At 74.4% G+C, this 13,474-nt stretch carries 9 protein-coding genes; 7 read left to right on the forward strand and 2 right to left on the reverse strand.

Annotated elements, in window-relative coordinates:
• Position 1: 1 nt before the first annotated feature.
• Positions 2 to 937, reverse strand: a complete 936-nt coding sequence (locus AB0K67_RS26810) for a transglycosylase SLT domain-containing protein (RefSeq protein ID WP_364065547.1) — start codon at positions 935 to 937, stop codon at positions 2 to 4.
• 309 nt (positions 938 to 1,246) lie between these two features.
• Here AB0K67_RS26810 and AB0K67_RS26815 point away from each other — a divergent pair, with 309 nt between their 5' ends.
• Both AB0K67_RS26815 and AB0K67_RS26820 read left to right on the forward strand, forming a co-directional pair.
• The gene (locus AB0K67_RS26815; RefSeq protein ID WP_364065550.1) at positions 1,247 to 2,491 is read left to right on the forward strand and encodes an AMP-binding protein; all 1,245 of its coding nucleotides are present in this window, start codon (positions 1,247 to 1,249) and stop codon (positions 2,489 to 2,491) included.
• A 636-nt stretch (positions 2,492 to 3,127) separates the two neighbouring features.
• A complete protein-coding gene (locus AB0K67_RS26820) occupies positions 3,128 to 5,533 on the forward strand; it encodes a serine/threonine-protein kinase (protein WP_364065553.1) in 2,406 nt (801 codons plus the stop codon).
• A gap of 37 nt (positions 5,534 to 5,570) precedes the next feature.
• Here the strand turns inward: AB0K67_RS26820 and AB0K67_RS26825 are convergent, their stop codons facing one another.
• Positions 5,571 to 6,827, reverse strand: coding sequence for a cation:proton antiporter (locus AB0K67_RS26825; protein ID WP_364065556.1), 1,257 nt, complete (start codon positions 6,825 to 6,827; stop codon positions 5,571 to 5,573).
• A gap of 557 nt (positions 6,828 to 7,384) precedes the next feature.
• On the opposite strand from AB0K67_RS26825, the gene AB0K67_RS26830 reads away from it, so the two are divergent.
• From AB0K67_RS26830 to AB0K67_RS26850, 5 genes are all read left to right on the forward strand, one after another.
• The gene (locus AB0K67_RS26830; RefSeq protein ID WP_364065559.1) at positions 7,385 to 9,205 is read left to right on the forward strand and encodes an aldehyde ferredoxin oxidoreductase C-terminal domain-containing protein; all 1,821 of its coding nucleotides are present in this window, start codon (positions 7,385 to 7,387) and stop codon (positions 9,203 to 9,205) included.
• 250 nt (positions 9,206 to 9,455) lie between these two features.
• Positions 9,456 to 10,214 (forward strand): SDR family NAD(P)-dependent oxidoreductase, encoded by a 759-nt coding sequence (locus AB0K67_RS26835; RefSeq protein ID WP_364065562.1) that lies wholly within the window; start codon positions 9,456 to 9,458, stop codon positions 10,212 to 10,214.
• Positions 10,215 to 10,216: 2 nt separating this feature from the next.
• On the forward strand, positions 10,217 to 11,563 hold the full coding sequence (locus tag AB0K67_RS26840) for an adenylosuccinate lyase family protein (protein WP_364065565.1): 1,347 nt from the start codon (positions 10,217 to 10,219) through the stop codon (positions 11,561 to 11,563).
• Complete coding sequence (locus AB0K67_RS26845) at positions 11,556 to 12,503, forward strand: thiamine pyrophosphate-dependent dehydrogenase E1 component subunit alpha (RefSeq protein WP_364065568.1); 948 nt, start codon at positions 11,556 to 11,558, stop codon at positions 12,501 to 12,503. Before AB0K67_RS26840 ends, AB0K67_RS26845 begins: the two co-directional genes overlap by 8 nt.
• A complete protein-coding gene (locus AB0K67_RS26850) occupies positions 12,496 to 13,470 on the forward strand; it encodes a transketolase C-terminal domain-containing protein (RefSeq protein WP_364065571.1) in 975 nt (324 codons plus the stop codon). Before AB0K67_RS26845 ends, AB0K67_RS26850 begins: the two co-directional genes overlap by 8 nt.
• Positions 13,471 to 13,474 lie beyond the last annotated feature (4 nt).

The raw sequence follows: 13,474 nt of genomic DNA on the forward strand, positions 1-13,474 counted from the left end.
TTCAGGGCCCGGTGAGGCGGCGCTCGCCTTCCGTCGTGAGCACGAAGACCTGCCAGGCGTAATAGGCGTAGTAGGCGCGCGGGTCGCGCTTGATCTGGCGGGCGTGCAGCAGGATCGCGTCCACGTACGCCTGCGAGGGGTTGTAGGCGTGCAGGGCCCGCCGGTAGTCGCGCGGCGCGCCGGTGGCCTTGAGGTAGTTGGCGGCCCCCATGACGGCGTCGTGCGGGTCCTGCACGTCGCCGCCCAGCCCGTACGCCTTCCAGGTGGCCGGCATGAACTGCATCGGCCCCTGCGCGCCCGCGTGGCTGTCCGACCTGACCCGCCCGAACTTCGTCTCGGCGAACATCACCGCCGCCAGCACCTCCCACTCGACCCCGAAGCGGCGCTCGGCCTTCTTGAAGTAGCCGAGCAGCTCGCCGGCCGGGCGGGGGTCGCGGACCTTGAACACCTTGGACGGCTCGATCGGCCGGGTCAGCGCGAACAGCTCGCGCAGCGCCTCGGTGTTGTCCTCGGCCTGCGACCTGAGCTTGGCGGGCAGGCGGGCGAACGCCTTGGAGGCCAGGCCGGGGTGGCGGGCGGCGTAGCGGTAGAGGCGCTGCTGGTAGAGGGCGAGCAGCTCGACGTCCTCCGGCAGCTCCTCAGGGTCGGGCTCGCCGCCCTTCGTCCAGGCGTCGATCGCCTTGTTGAGCCTGGTGGTGGTGTCGCGGAGGGCGGCGGCCAGTTTGTCAGCATTTTTGGGGATTTTTGTGCCGGGTTCCGGCAGCCGTTCGACGTCCGGGGTCTGCGCGGGGGCCCGCTTTGGAACGGTCGGCGTGGCCGGTGGGGCGCTGCCCGCGTCCGCGCTCTGCGCCGGGGTGCCGCAGGCCGCCGTGAACAGGATCGCGGCGGCGGTGGCGAGCGCGGGCGCCCGGCGGAACTGCGTGTGGCGTGCCTCCATGGAGAGGCAACCTACCCGGTACGGCCCCGGCGGCGGCTGAGGCCACGCCCGTGTCACCCGTACGGGGCCGGGAGCCGCTGACGCACCGATCAAGCGCCGACCCGGTCAGGGCCGTATGCAGCGACCCGGCGAGGCGGCGCCCCCCCTGTCCGGCCGTCACCGAACCCCGTTACAGAAGTGGGAGCGCTCCCAACAAAGGGGACCCACATGTGAGCGCTCCCGCACTCCTCTCCGTGATGTTGCCAAAACGTTGTTTAGCGAAATTCCAGGTAGGAGCGTTCTTTTCAGCCGTTCTCCGGAGGCGGGCCCGTGGAGTCGCCGGTTTCGTTGACCGCGGCGCTTTCGCGTCCCTACCCTGGAAGTTGTTGGGAGCGTTCCCACGACTTCTGTTCGCGGGTGTTCGTAGCGGGCGTTCGGTCCGGTCTCCGCGTCGAGACCACCATGCCTGTCCGTACGAAGGATGGCGCGATGCGCGAAATGCCGCAGGTGGAGATTCCGATCCGGCACAGGGACGACGGCGAGCCCGACGGTCCCGCCCGGCCACTGCCCGGCAGGTCCGGGATGGTGCTGCTGTTCGAGGAGTGGGCGGCCAAGGCCCCGGACCGGGCGGCCGTGGTGGACCGCGAGGGCACCGTCTCGTATGGCGAGCTCAACGCCGCCGCCGACCTGCTCGCCCGCCGCCTCATCGAGGCCGGCGCGGGGAGCCGCCACGCGCGGGACCGCGGAGCGGCGACCCACGCGACGGTGAACGGTCGGGCGGCGGACCGGACCGCCCGCGCCATCGGTTCGCCTGCGGCGGGTGGCGCGGATCGCGCCACCGGTGGTGCCGGCGGCGCGTCGGTGGCCGGACGCACCGACGGCACCACCCCCGGCCAGAGGGCGAACGGCACGGGCAGCCCTGCAGGCGCGCCGGCACCCGGCGATGCGACCGCTGGGTGGCCGGCCGGTGACGCCGGCTACCACGCCGGCGCCACGGTGACGGGTGGCACCGCCGCTGACGAGGTGACCTACGGCACCGGCGGTTCGGTGACCGGCAGCGCGACCGGTCATCGCGCTGAGCCGGTGACCAGCGGCGCGACCGGTCACCGTGCTGAGCCGGTGAGCGGCAGCGCGACCGATCATCGCGCCGCGCCGGTGACCGACGGCACGACCGGTCACCGCGCCGCGCCGGTGACCGACGGCACGACCGGTCAGAACGGCGAGGCGGTTGCGGACGGCGCGGCCGGCACCACGTTCGCACCGAAGTCCAGCGAGATGAGCACCGGCGGCCACGGGGGCGCGGCCGGTGAGGTGGTGGCGATCCTCGCGGGACGTACGGCCGGGACCATGGCCGGGATGCTCGCCGCGATGAAGGCCGGCGCCGCCTACCTCCCGCTGGATCCGGAATATCCGGCCTCCAGACTCGAGCTGGTCCTGCGCGACTCGGGGGCCAGAACCGTACTCGTGCCCGACGGGCTGAGGGAGCGCCTGCCCGCTTTCGATGGCACGGTGCTGGAGCTACCGGTCTTCGGAAAGAGCCAGACACCCGACATGGCCAGAACCGCGGCCGGGTGACCGGGACACCGTCCGGCCACGTCTTGGTCCACTCCTGGCGCAGCCGAGACAGGTCGGTAACCGCCCCTTCCAGACACCGGTCGTGGGCAAGCGCCGCATCGGTGCTGCCGGGGACGCGACCTCCCGCCCGGCATGCCCTCGCGCCCGGCCGCACGGCCCTCCTCGGCGCGCGATCTCCTTCGACGCGCGGCCTCGCCTCCCCTGCCCGACGCACGCCCGCGCCCGCAACAGCGCTCCCGGGTCGCGACCCCGGCCGGCAGCCCGACGGTGAGCGGCGACCGGGCATCGGCCGCGACCCGCCGCCGGCTCGCCATCAAGGCGGCTCCCCTGCTCGATGCGCGGCGACCGTTCGGTGCCCGGGCGCTCCCGTCCAGTGCCTGACCTCCCGCGCAGCGGGGAGCCCGCTTGAGCGGCGAGAGCCGGATCAGGTGGTCAGGCGGTGGGGTGCCGGTCGCCGTGAGGCGTGGCATCGGCCCCTTGGCCTCCGGTGCATCGGTCGCGATGGCGGCTGAGGACGTCTTCTCCCCCTGCGGTCATGAGGTTGTCTGACCGTGTCTGACAGGCGGGGGTTCGGGAGGAAGCGGCGCGGGCGGGCTTATCGTATTGGTCGCCAACAAAGGTCGTGAAAGGAGCGGGATGCCGGACATGCGCCCGCTCCGTCCCACCGACCCCGACCGTGTCGGCGGCTACCGGCTCCTCGGCGTGCTCGGCTCCGGCGGGCAGGGCACCGTCTATCGCGGCGTCGGCGACGAGGGGCGCGAGGTCGCCGTCAAGCTGCTGCACAGCCATCTCGCCCAGGACGGCGACGTCAAGCGCGGGTTCCTGCGGGAGGTGGAGGCGGCGCGGCGGGTCGCCGCGTTCTGCACGGCGGCGGTGCTGGACGTCGGCGTGCTGGACGACCGGCCGTACATCGTCAGCGAGTACGTCCCCGGCGACACGCTCCTGACCGTCGTACGGACCTCGGGGCCCCGCACCGGCGGTGCGCTGCACCGGCTGGCGATCGCGACGCTCACCGCGCTGGCCGCCATCCACCAGGCGGGGATCGTGCACCGGGACTTCAAGCCGGGCAACGTCCTCATGGGGCCGGACGGGCCCGTCGTCATCGACTTCGGCATCGCCAAGGCTCTCGACGCGACCTCCGCGACGTCGGGGGCGGTGGGGACGCCGGCGTACATGTCGCCCGAGCAGTTCCGCGGCGAGCGGGTGGGGCCTGCGTCGGACATGTTCAGCTGGGCAGGGACGATGGTGTTCGCGGCCACGGGGCACCCGCCGTTCCGCGGCGAGGCGATGGCCGTGATCATGAACAGGATCCTGAGCGGTGCGCCCGACCTGGACGGCGTGCCCGCGTCCCTGCGCGGCCTGGTAGAAGCCTGCCTCGCCAAGGACCCCGCTCACCGCCCCTCCCCCGCCGACCTGCTCAACACCCTGATCCGCCCGGCCATCTCATCCCCGGTCTCCTCGCTCTCCGCCTCCGCTCCGGACGCCGCCCCGCCAGCGCCCGGCACCGGCCCTTCAGGACGGCCCGCAAAGGGTGCGGCCGCCTCGGGCTCACGCCCCGCCGCGCCACCCGACGGCTCAGGTGTGTCTCCCGCCGTTCCGCCGCCCGCACGCGAGCCGGGCTTCTCAGGAGCGTCCCCTGTCGCGCCGTCTTCCGGGCACGGGGCCGGCGGGTCAGGAGCGCGGCCGGTCGCGTACGGACCTGGCTCGACCCCTGGCGCGGCACCGGCACCGGCACCGACGCCAGCGCCGGCGCCGCACGGGCCGGATGCGCCTGGTTCGCGCCCGCCGCGACCCGGCCGGCCCTCGCCCGAAGCACCCGGTCGCCTCTCCCCCGAAGCGCCCGGCGAGGCCCCGGGGATCGACGGCGAGGAGAGCCGGGAGGGTGGGGTCAGTCGGCGGGTGCTGATCGGCGGGGTGGTGGCGGCGGCCCTCGGCGGGTCGGCGTTCCTGCTGCTGCGGCCGGACGGCGGTCCCGCGGGTCAGGACGACGGGCGGCCGGGCGGCGAGATGTCGCCGAGTCAGGCGGCGGACGGGCGTGCAGAAACCGGAACCCCGTCGGCCGAGACGACGGTGGAGCCGTTCGGGGCGGAGATCGCCGGCCCGGCGGCGCTGCCGCGCGGTAAGGACGGGGACCCGACGGCGCTGGCCGCGGCCGGGGGCACGGTGGTGTGCGGCACCGGCAAGGGCGTCCTGTTCGGCTGGGACATGCGCAGCCCCGCGGCGCGGCTGGGCGACGGCGGTGACGGGGTGACGTCGGTGGCGGCGGGCGCCCTGGACGGCCGGACGGTCGTGGTGTCCGGGCATGAGGACGGCCGGATGCGCCTGTGGGACGCCTCCGGCAAGCGGTTGGCCGATCACCGGGCGAAGGACCGGATCAGGGGCGTCACCGTGGCGGGCCGCGCGGTGGCGGTGTCGGAGCGGCACGACCTCGTCCAAGACCAGTACAGCCTGGTCCGCCTGTGGGACGTCGCCACCGGCGAGCAGATCGGCCCCGGCCTCACCGACCACTTCGGGGGCGTCAAGTGCCTGACGTTCGGCCACCTGGACGGCGAGGACCTCCTGGTGACGGGTGACGGCGCGAACCGGGTGCGGCTCTGGCGGCTGTCGTCGGGGACGTTGCTGCGCTCGTTCACGACGGGCGAGGAGGGCGGCATCGAGCTGGTGGCGTGCGCGCGGGTCAAGGGCGCGCCGGCGCTGGTCTCCACGCATTTCGACGCCACCCTGCGCGTGCACGATCTGGCGACCGGCGAACGCATCGGCAAGTGGAACTTCAGCTCTTGGAGCCCCGACGACCGGGGCGTGACGGCGCTGGTCGCGGGCCTGCTGGGCGACACGCCGATCGCGGTGGCGGCGCACGCTCCCGGCGGCAAGGTGACCGTACGGGTCTGGAACCTGGACGACGGCGAGGTCATCGGCCATCTCGGTCTCCGTGACGAAAGCGCCGTCTACCACGTGGCGATCGCCGAGCTGGACGGCCGGCCCGTCGTCGCCGGGGCGGACGAGCGGGGCAGGTTGCACGTCTGGAGCCTCGGCCCGCCTTGAGCACCCTTGGCGACCAGGCGCGAGGTCCCGGCCGGCGTCAGCCCTCTGACGCGGCGGCGCGGCGGTCGCGGATGGCGTCCACGCGCCGCATCACCGGCGTGGCCGTCACGCCGTGCAGCACCACCGAGACGACGATCGTGAACCCGGTCACCGCCCACAGCTCCTCGGCGGGTACGCCGAAGTCCGCCTCGCCCAGCGCGTACGCCAGATAGAACAGCGACCCGATCCCCCGGATGCCGAAGAACGAGACGGCCAGCCGCTCCCTGGGCCCCGCGCGGCCGCGCCACTGGCTCAGCCAGCCCGCCAGCGGCCGGATCACCAGCACGAGCAGCAGCCCGACGGCCGCGCCGCGCCAGGTGAGCGCCGCCAGCCCGCCGGTGGCGACGAACCCGCCGAGCAGGAGCAGCAGCCAGGCGGTGAACAGCCGTTCGAGCTGCTCGACGAACCCGTGCAGCACGTTGTTGTAGCCATGCCCGCGCTCGGCGTTCCTGATGGCGCAGGCGGTGACGAACACGGCGATGAAGCCGTAGCCGTGGATCAGCTCCGTCACCCCGTACGCCAGGAAGGTGGCCGCCAGCGCGACGAACCCGTCACGGCGCTCCGACAGGGGCCGCCCGCCCGCCGCGCCGTGGAAGAACAGCCTCCCGAGCAGGTACCCGATCAGCAGGCCCGACGCCAGGCCGGCGACGGTGCGGTGGAGCACGTCGGTCAGCGCCCACTCCCCCAGGCGGCCGGCGCCGGTGGACACGGCGACGGCGATGGCGGCGTACACGAAGGGGAAGGCGAGCCCGTCGTTGAGCCCCGCCTCGGAGGTGAGGGCGAAGCGGACCTCGTCGTCGGCGTTCTCGGCGTCCACGGGCTCGCCGACCTGCACGTCGGAGGCGAGCACCGGGTCGGTGGGCGCGAGTACGGCACCGAGCAGCAGCGCCGCCGCGAACGGCCAGCCGGGCAGCGCGACAGCCGCCGCGGCCACCATGAGCACGGTGATCGGCATGGCGAGGCCGAGCAGCCGCCAGGTCGTGGACCAGCGGCGCGCGCCGACCGGCCGGTTGATGGCCAGGCCCGCGCCCATGAGGGAGATCACGACGCACAGCTCGGCGATGTGCTCGAGCGCCGTACGGTGGACGATCGGGTCGGGGTCGGGCAGGCCGATGGGTAACGCGAACAGCAGCACGCCTGCCACCAGGTAGACCAGCGGCAGGGAGACGGGGCGGCGGGCCAGCACGTCGGGCAGGATGGCGGCGAGCAGCGCGGCCGCGCCGCCGAGGGCCAGCATGAGGTCAAGGGTGGGCATCACCCCGGACACTGCCCGGAAGATCACTGACTTATCACCTATGTCCGCTCCACTTTCGCCCGTCGGAGAGGCCGCGGCCCGGACGGCTCGGCGCAGGGTGCCTCGCGCGCGCCACGGCCAGGCGAGCGACGGCGCGCCGAACGGCCGAGCACGCGCGCTGGGAGCTCGGGCGAGAACCGGAGGGCACCGGCTTCGGGTGAAGGAACAGCAGGCCGGGGCGGTCCCGCCGGTGGCGCAGACCGGCTTCGGGTGAAGGAACAGCAGGCCGGGGCGGTCCCGCCGGTGGCGCGGACCGGCTTCGGGTGAAGGAACGGCAGGCCGGGGCGAATGTCCCGCCCGGTGGCGGCGGGCGAGGGTGCGGTGTCCCGGGTGGTGGCGGATGTACCGGGAGGCGAGCCGGCGAGCGCACTCAGGGAGTTCCGGCGGGCGCCGCCTGCCGAGGCGGGGCGCGGGACAGCCTGCCGAGACGGGGTTTCGGAGTGAAGGGTTGCGCTTTTTCCGCGTCATGTGATGTTGTGCCGCCCGATCCCCTCGTTTGACTCCAGGAGGCCGGGCGAATGCCGTTCATCGTTGATGTGACCAGCGGAGACGTCGAGAAGGAAGACCGGACTTCGGAGAAGGGACATTACGGCGGGACCCTGCTCGGCCTGCGGTTGCTGAACGAGCGGACGGTGCCGGGGCTCGACCCGTACGACCCGCGCACTCTGCTGTACGTCGCCGCGGGAATGCTCGGCGGGACGTTGGCGCCGGGGCTGGCCAAGGCGGTGTTCCTGGCGAAGTCGCCGTTGACGGGTGTGGCCGGTGAGGCGCACGCGCTTGGACCGTTCGCGGCGGGGATGCGGGCGTCCGGTGCGCGGGCGCTGGCGGTGACGGGGCGTGCGGAGCGGTTGTCGTACGTGCTGGTCGAGGACGGCCGGGTGAGCGTGCACGCGTGTCCCGAGCTGCGGGGGCTGGGAGTGGCCGAGACCACGGACGCGCTGCGCGCGAAGCACGGCGGCGAGGCGCACGTGGCGGCGATAGGCCCGGCGGGCGAGCACCTGGTGCGGTACGCCTCCGTGGTGACCGATCACGCCTTCGCGGCGGGCCGGTACGGGCTCGGCGCGGTGTTCGGGTCCAAGAACCTCAAGGCCATCGTGTGCGCGGGCGGCGGCGCGCCCGCCGAGGTGGCCGACCCGGGCAAGATCGCCGCGCTGGACACCTACTACCGCGGCGCGCTGGCCACGAACCCGCTCGCCGCGCTCCAGGCGAGCGTGCCGGGGTTCGCGGGCTGGATCGATCCGCTCGCCCCCGGCTACGCCTCGGTCCGCAACTTCTCCGAGACCGGCGAGCCCGGCCTGCGCGTCCCTGCCACCGAGGACTACGACGGCCGCGCGGTGTCCACCTCCGGCTGCTGCCCCGGCTGCCCGAACGACTGCATCAAGATCTTCGCCCCGCCCGGCGGCGGCGAGCGGCGGACCGGCGGGCTGGGCCAGGAGGCGTTCCTGTCGCTCGGCTGGAACCTCGGCATCGACGACCTCGACGCCGTGCTCGCCGCCAACGCCCGCTGCAACGACCTCGGCCTCGACGTGGTCTCGCTGGGCGGCACGCTCGCGTTCGCGATGGAGTGCGCGCAGCGCGGGCTGCTGCCGGACGGTCCCGCGTTCGGTGACACGGCGGCGCTCAAGAGCCTGATCGAGGACGTCGCCACCCGCTCGGGCGCCCTCGGCGACCTGCTGGCGGAGGGTTCGGCCAGGGCGGCGCGGCGCATCGGCCCCGAGGCGGTGCCGTACGCGATGACGGCCAAGGGCGCCGAGCTGCCGTGCTTCGACCCGCGCCCGCAGCCGGGGCTCGGGCTCGGGTACGCCCTGGCACCCGGCGGCCCGCGCTACGACGCCCTTGAGCACGACCTCGACTTCGACCCGGTCGCCGGGCTCGGCTACAGCTTCCCCGAGGCCGCCAGGGTCGGCGCGGCACCCGCGCCGGCCGGGCGGCTGAACGAGGAGCGGGGCCGGCGCAGCGCCCGGTTGCTGCGGCTGTGGAGCGCGCTGGACGCGCTGAACCTGTGCGTGTTCGCCTCGACGCCGACCCGCCCGCTCACCGTCGATCACCTGATCTCGCTGGTGACGGCCGTGCTCGGGGAGAAGTTCACGCTCAAGGACCTGCTCGCGGCCGGCCAGGCGAGGCTGGACGGGATGCGCGCGTACGCCCTGCGCGAGGGCCGCGACGCCGGGGCGGACGCGCAGGACTTCCCCGACCGGCTGAGCGAGGAGCTGCCGGCGCGGCTGCACGACGAGCCCATCGCGGAGGGCCCGTACGAGGGCGCCGTGCTCGACCGGGAGGCGTTCGCGCGGGCGCGCCGCGCCTTCTACGAGGAGCTGGGCTGGAAAGACGGCTCGTGACGAGGCGCGCCGCGGCGGCGGCGCGACACTGAGCCCCGCCGCCGCAGCGGCCACGGGACGCGCGACGAAGCCGCCGCGGTCACCGGCCCGCCCCGCCGCCGTGACCGCTGACCGCGGCCACCACCGCGCGCCGTCAAACCGCCCATTCAGCGAAATATCCCGATAAAAACGATTGAACGCCCCCTTGTTCCATTTCCAGCCGCGCTGTTATCGTGCGGTCAATCGTTTGACCAAGGCAGAGGGAGAGGGGATGCCTGTCACGATCGACCTGACCGGCCGCACCGCGCTCGTCACCGGCGGCGCGGGCGGCCTCGGGTTCGCCTGCGCCCGCGCCCTGGCCGACGCGGGAGCCGACGTCGTGCTCTCCGACCTGGAGGGCCCGCGCCTGACCGAGGCGGCGGCCGAGCTCGGCGTCGCGGCGCGGCCCGCCGACCTGACCGACCGCACCCAGGCCGTCTCCCTGGTCGCCGATCTCGACCGCATCGACGTGCTGGTCAACTGCGCCGGGATCATGCGCACCACGCCGCTGCTCGACATCGAGCCCGATGAGTGGCTGCGCGTCGTGGACGTCAACCTCAACGCCACCTTCTGGCTGACGCAGGCGGCCGGCCGCAGGATGGCCGGGCAGGGCGGCGGCTCGATCGTGACGCTGGCCTCGGTGGCCGCCCGCTCGGGACGGCCGAACGCGGCCCACTACTCGGCGGCCAAGACGGCGCTGCTGTCGCTGACCAAGTCGGCGGCGGAAGCGCTGGCCCCCGTCCGGGTGAACGCGGTCTGCCCCGGCGTCTTCCTCACCCCCATGTGGGAGGAGATCCTCAGCGACCGCGACCGCCGCTTCGGCCCGCGGGCCGGCGAGAGCCACCTGAAGGAGGTCAGCGGGCGCACGCCGCTCAAGCGCCCCGGGCGGCCCGAGGAGGTGGCGTCGGCGGTGCTGTTCCTGGCCAGCGACCTGGCGTCGTTCGTGACCGGCCAGGCCCTGAACGTCGACGGCGGACTGGAGATGAACTGACCTTGAGCAAGCAGACGTTCAAACTGCTGCCCGAGCTGTTCGGCGACGCCGCGATGGCCGAGATCTTCTCCGCCGAGCGCACGGTGCTGGCCTGGCTGCGCACCGAGGCGGCGCTGGCCAGGGCGCAGGCCGAAGCGGGCGTGATCGGCCACGGGGACGCGGCGGCCATCGCCGCGGCGTGCGTGCCGGCGACGGTGGACATGCCCCGCCTGTGGTCGGAGGCGGTCAACGTGGGCTACCCGATACTCCCCCTCGTACGGATGATCTCCGCGGCGCTGCCGGAGGGTCCCGACGGCCGCGTGCACTACGGCGCGACCACCCAGGACATCATGGACACCGGTCTGGCGCTACAGCTCGGCGAGGCGCTCGACCGGCTGGCGGAGCTGCTCGGCGCGTTCGGTGACGCGGTGGCGCGGCTGGTGGAGGAGCACGCCGGCACGGTGATCGCCGCCCGCACGCACGCCCAGCAGGCGGTGCCGACGACGTTCGGGGCGAAGATGGCGGTGCTGCTCGCGGAGGTGACCAGGCAGCGCGAACGGGTGGCGGCGGCGGCGCGGCAGGTGCGGGTGGTGTCGCTGTTCGGCGCGGGCGGCACCTCGGCCGCCATGGGCGGGCGCTCGTCGCAGGTGCGCGCGGCGATGGCGCGCGAGCTGGGCCTGCGCACGACCGAGGTGCCCTGGCACGTGGCCAGGGACGGCGTGGCGGAGTTCGGCGTGACGTGCGCGTCGCTGGCGGCGACGGCGGCCCGCTTCGCCCGCGAGGTCGTGGACCTGTCGCGGACCGAGGTGGGCGAGGTGCGCGAGGCGGGCGGCCATCACCGGGGCGCCTCGTCGACGATGCCGCAGAAGGCCAACCCGATCGGCTGCGAGGCGGTGATCGGCATGTCGGGCACGGCGGGCGCGCTCAGCTCGGGCCTGTTCCGCGCGATGGAGGCCGGGCACGAGCGGGCGGCCGGCGAGTGGCAGGTCGAGTGGTACGTGGTGCCGCTGCTGGCCGAGCTGGCCGCGGGCGCGCTGGCCACGGCCGCCGACGTGGCGGGCGGCCTGCGCGTCTATCCGGAGGCGATGCGCGCCAACCTGGACGCGGAGGGCGGCCTGATCATGGCGGAGGCGTACATGATGCGCCTGGCGCCCGCGCTGGGCCGCGAGCGCGCGCACGACCTGGTCTACCGGGCGGCGCACGAGGCGCGCGAGCACGGCAGGGCGCTGGCCGACGCGCTGCGCGAGACGGCCGGGCCGGGCGACCTGGAGAGCCTGGGCCCGCTGCCCATCCCGCCGGAGTCCTACATCGGCGACGCCGGGGCCATCTGCGCCGCGGCCCTGAAGGCCTGGAGGCACGAGCATGAGTGAGAGACGGCTGGCGGACCTGCTGGCCATGTGGCGGATCCGCGCGTTCGAGGAGCAGGTGCGGGAGCTGCGGGCGCAGGGCCCCATCGTCGGGTCGGTGCACCTGTGCATCGGGCAGGAGGCGATCCCGGTCGGCGCGTGCGGCGAGCTGGATCCGCAGGACGCGCTGTTCGCGACCTACCGGGGGCACGGCTGGGCGCTGGCCCGTGGGGTTCCCGCGCAGCCGCTGTTCGCGGAGCTGATGGGCCGGGCGGGCGGGGTCAACGGCGGGCGCGGCGGTTCTGCGTACTTCACCGCGGCCGACTACGGCTTTCACGGCGAGAACTCGATCGTCGGCGCGGGCGCGCCGCTGGCCTGCGGCGCGGCGCTGGCGGGCCGGTACGACGGCTCCGGCCGGGTCGCGGTGAGCGTGTTCGGCGACGGCGCGATGAACCAGGGCGCGGTGCACGAGGCGCTGAACTTCGCCGCCGCTTTCCGGCTGCCGGTGGTGTTCATCTGCGAGAACAACCGCTACTCGGAGCTGACGCCGATCTCCGGCATGGTGGGCAACCCGCGCCTGTCCGAGCGCGCCGCCGGATACGGGATGCCGGGCCGGCGCGTGGACGGCAACGACGCCGAGGCGGTGCGCTTCCACGTGCGCGACGCGATCGAGGTGGCCCGGGAGGGCGGCGGGCCGACGCTGCTGGAGTGCATGACGGACCGGCTGGTCGGCCACTACATCGGCGACGCCGAGACCTACCGGCAGCCGGGCGAGCTGGACCGGATCAGGAGCAGGGAGCCGATCGCGCGGCTGCGCGCGGGCCTGCTGGCCGACGGCGTGCCGGAGGCGGAGATCGACGCGGTGGAGCGGCGGGCCCGCGAGGAGATGGCGGCCGCGGCGGCGGCCGCGCAGGCGGAGCCGCTCGCCGACCCCGCCACAGCGAGGGAGCACCTGTATGCGTGAGCTGACCTACGGTGAGGCCGTGAACGCGGCCCTGCACCGGGTGATGGAGGAGCTGCCGGAGACGCTGGTCTACGGCGAGGACGTGGCCGTGCCGGGCGGCGTGTTCGGGGTGACGCGGGGGCTGCGCGGGCGGTACGGCGAGCGGGTCTTCGACACCCCGATCAGCGAGTCGGCGATCCTGGGCAGCGCGGTGGGCGCGGCGATGTTCGGCCGCCGCCCGATCGTGGAGATCATGTGGGCCGACTTCTCGCTGGTGGCGCTGGACCAGATCGTCAACCAGGCGGCCAACGTGCGCTACGTGTCGGGCGGCCGGCTGGCGGCGCCGCTGACGATCCGTACGCAGCAGGGCAACGCGCCGGGCGCGTGCGCGCAGCACTCGCAGTCGCTGGAGGCGCTGTTCCTGCACGTGCCGGGGCTGCGGGTGTGCATGCCGAGCACCCCGCAGGACGCCTACGACCTGCTGGTGACGGCGGTGCACTGCGACGACCCGGTGCTGGTGATCGAGAACCGCACGCTCTACTTCGGCCCCAAGGAGCCGGTCGAGACGGGCGGCGCGGTCAGGCCGGTGGGCGGGGCGCGCACCCGCCGCGACGGCTCGGACGTGACGATCGTGACCTGGGGCGCGATGACGCACCGGGTGCTGGATGCGGCGGGACGGCTGGCCGGGGAGGGCATCGAGGCGCAGGTGCTGGAGACGCCGTGGCTGAACCCGTTCGACCTCGACGCGGTGCTCGCGGGGGTGTCGCGCACGGGCCGGCTCGCGGTCGTCCACGAGGCGAACGTCACCGGCGGCTTCGGCGCCGAGGTCGTCGCCCGGGTCACGGAGGCGGGGGCGCCCCTGCTCGCGCCGCCGATCAGGATCGGCACGCCGGACGTGCGGATCCCGGCCGCGCCGGTGCTGGCCGGGGCGCTGGTGCCGGACGCCGCCAGGATCGCGGCGGAGGTACGGGGACTGGTCAAGGGCTGACGGC

Source organism: Nonomuraea sp. NPDC052634 (assembly GCF_040678535.1).
In the GTDB taxonomy this organism is placed as follows: Bacteria; Actinomycetota; Actinomycetes; order Streptosporangiales; family Streptosporangiaceae; genus Nonomuraea; species Nonomuraea fastidiosa.

Coding starts and splice junctions, on each gene's coding strand:
- AB0K67_RS26810 (WP_364065547.1), bottom strand. CDS start 937: ATGGAGGCACGCCACACGCAGTTCCGCCGGGCGCCCGCGCTCGCCACC.
- AB0K67_RS26820 (WP_364065553.1), top strand. CDS start 3,128: ATGCCGGACATGCGCCCGCTCCGTCCCACCGACCCCGACCGTGTCGGC.
- AB0K67_RS26825 (WP_364065556.1), bottom strand. CDS start 6,827: ATGCCCACCCTTGACCTCATGCTGGCCCTCGGCGGCGCGGCCGCGCTG.
- AB0K67_RS26830 (WP_364065559.1), top strand. CDS start 7,385: ATGCCGTTCATCGTTGATGTGACCAGCGGAGACGTCGAGAAGGAAGAC.
- AB0K67_RS26835 (WP_364065562.1), top strand. CDS start 9,456: ATGCCTGTCACGATCGACCTGACCGGCCGCACCGCGCTCGTCACCGGC.
- AB0K67_RS26845 (WP_364065568.1), top strand. CDS start 11,556: ATGAGTGAGAGACGGCTGGCGGACCTGCTGGCCATGTGGCGGATCCGC.
- AB0K67_RS26850 (WP_364065571.1), top strand. CDS start 12,496: ATGCGTGAGCTGACCTACGGTGAGGCCGTGAACGCGGCCCTGCACCGG.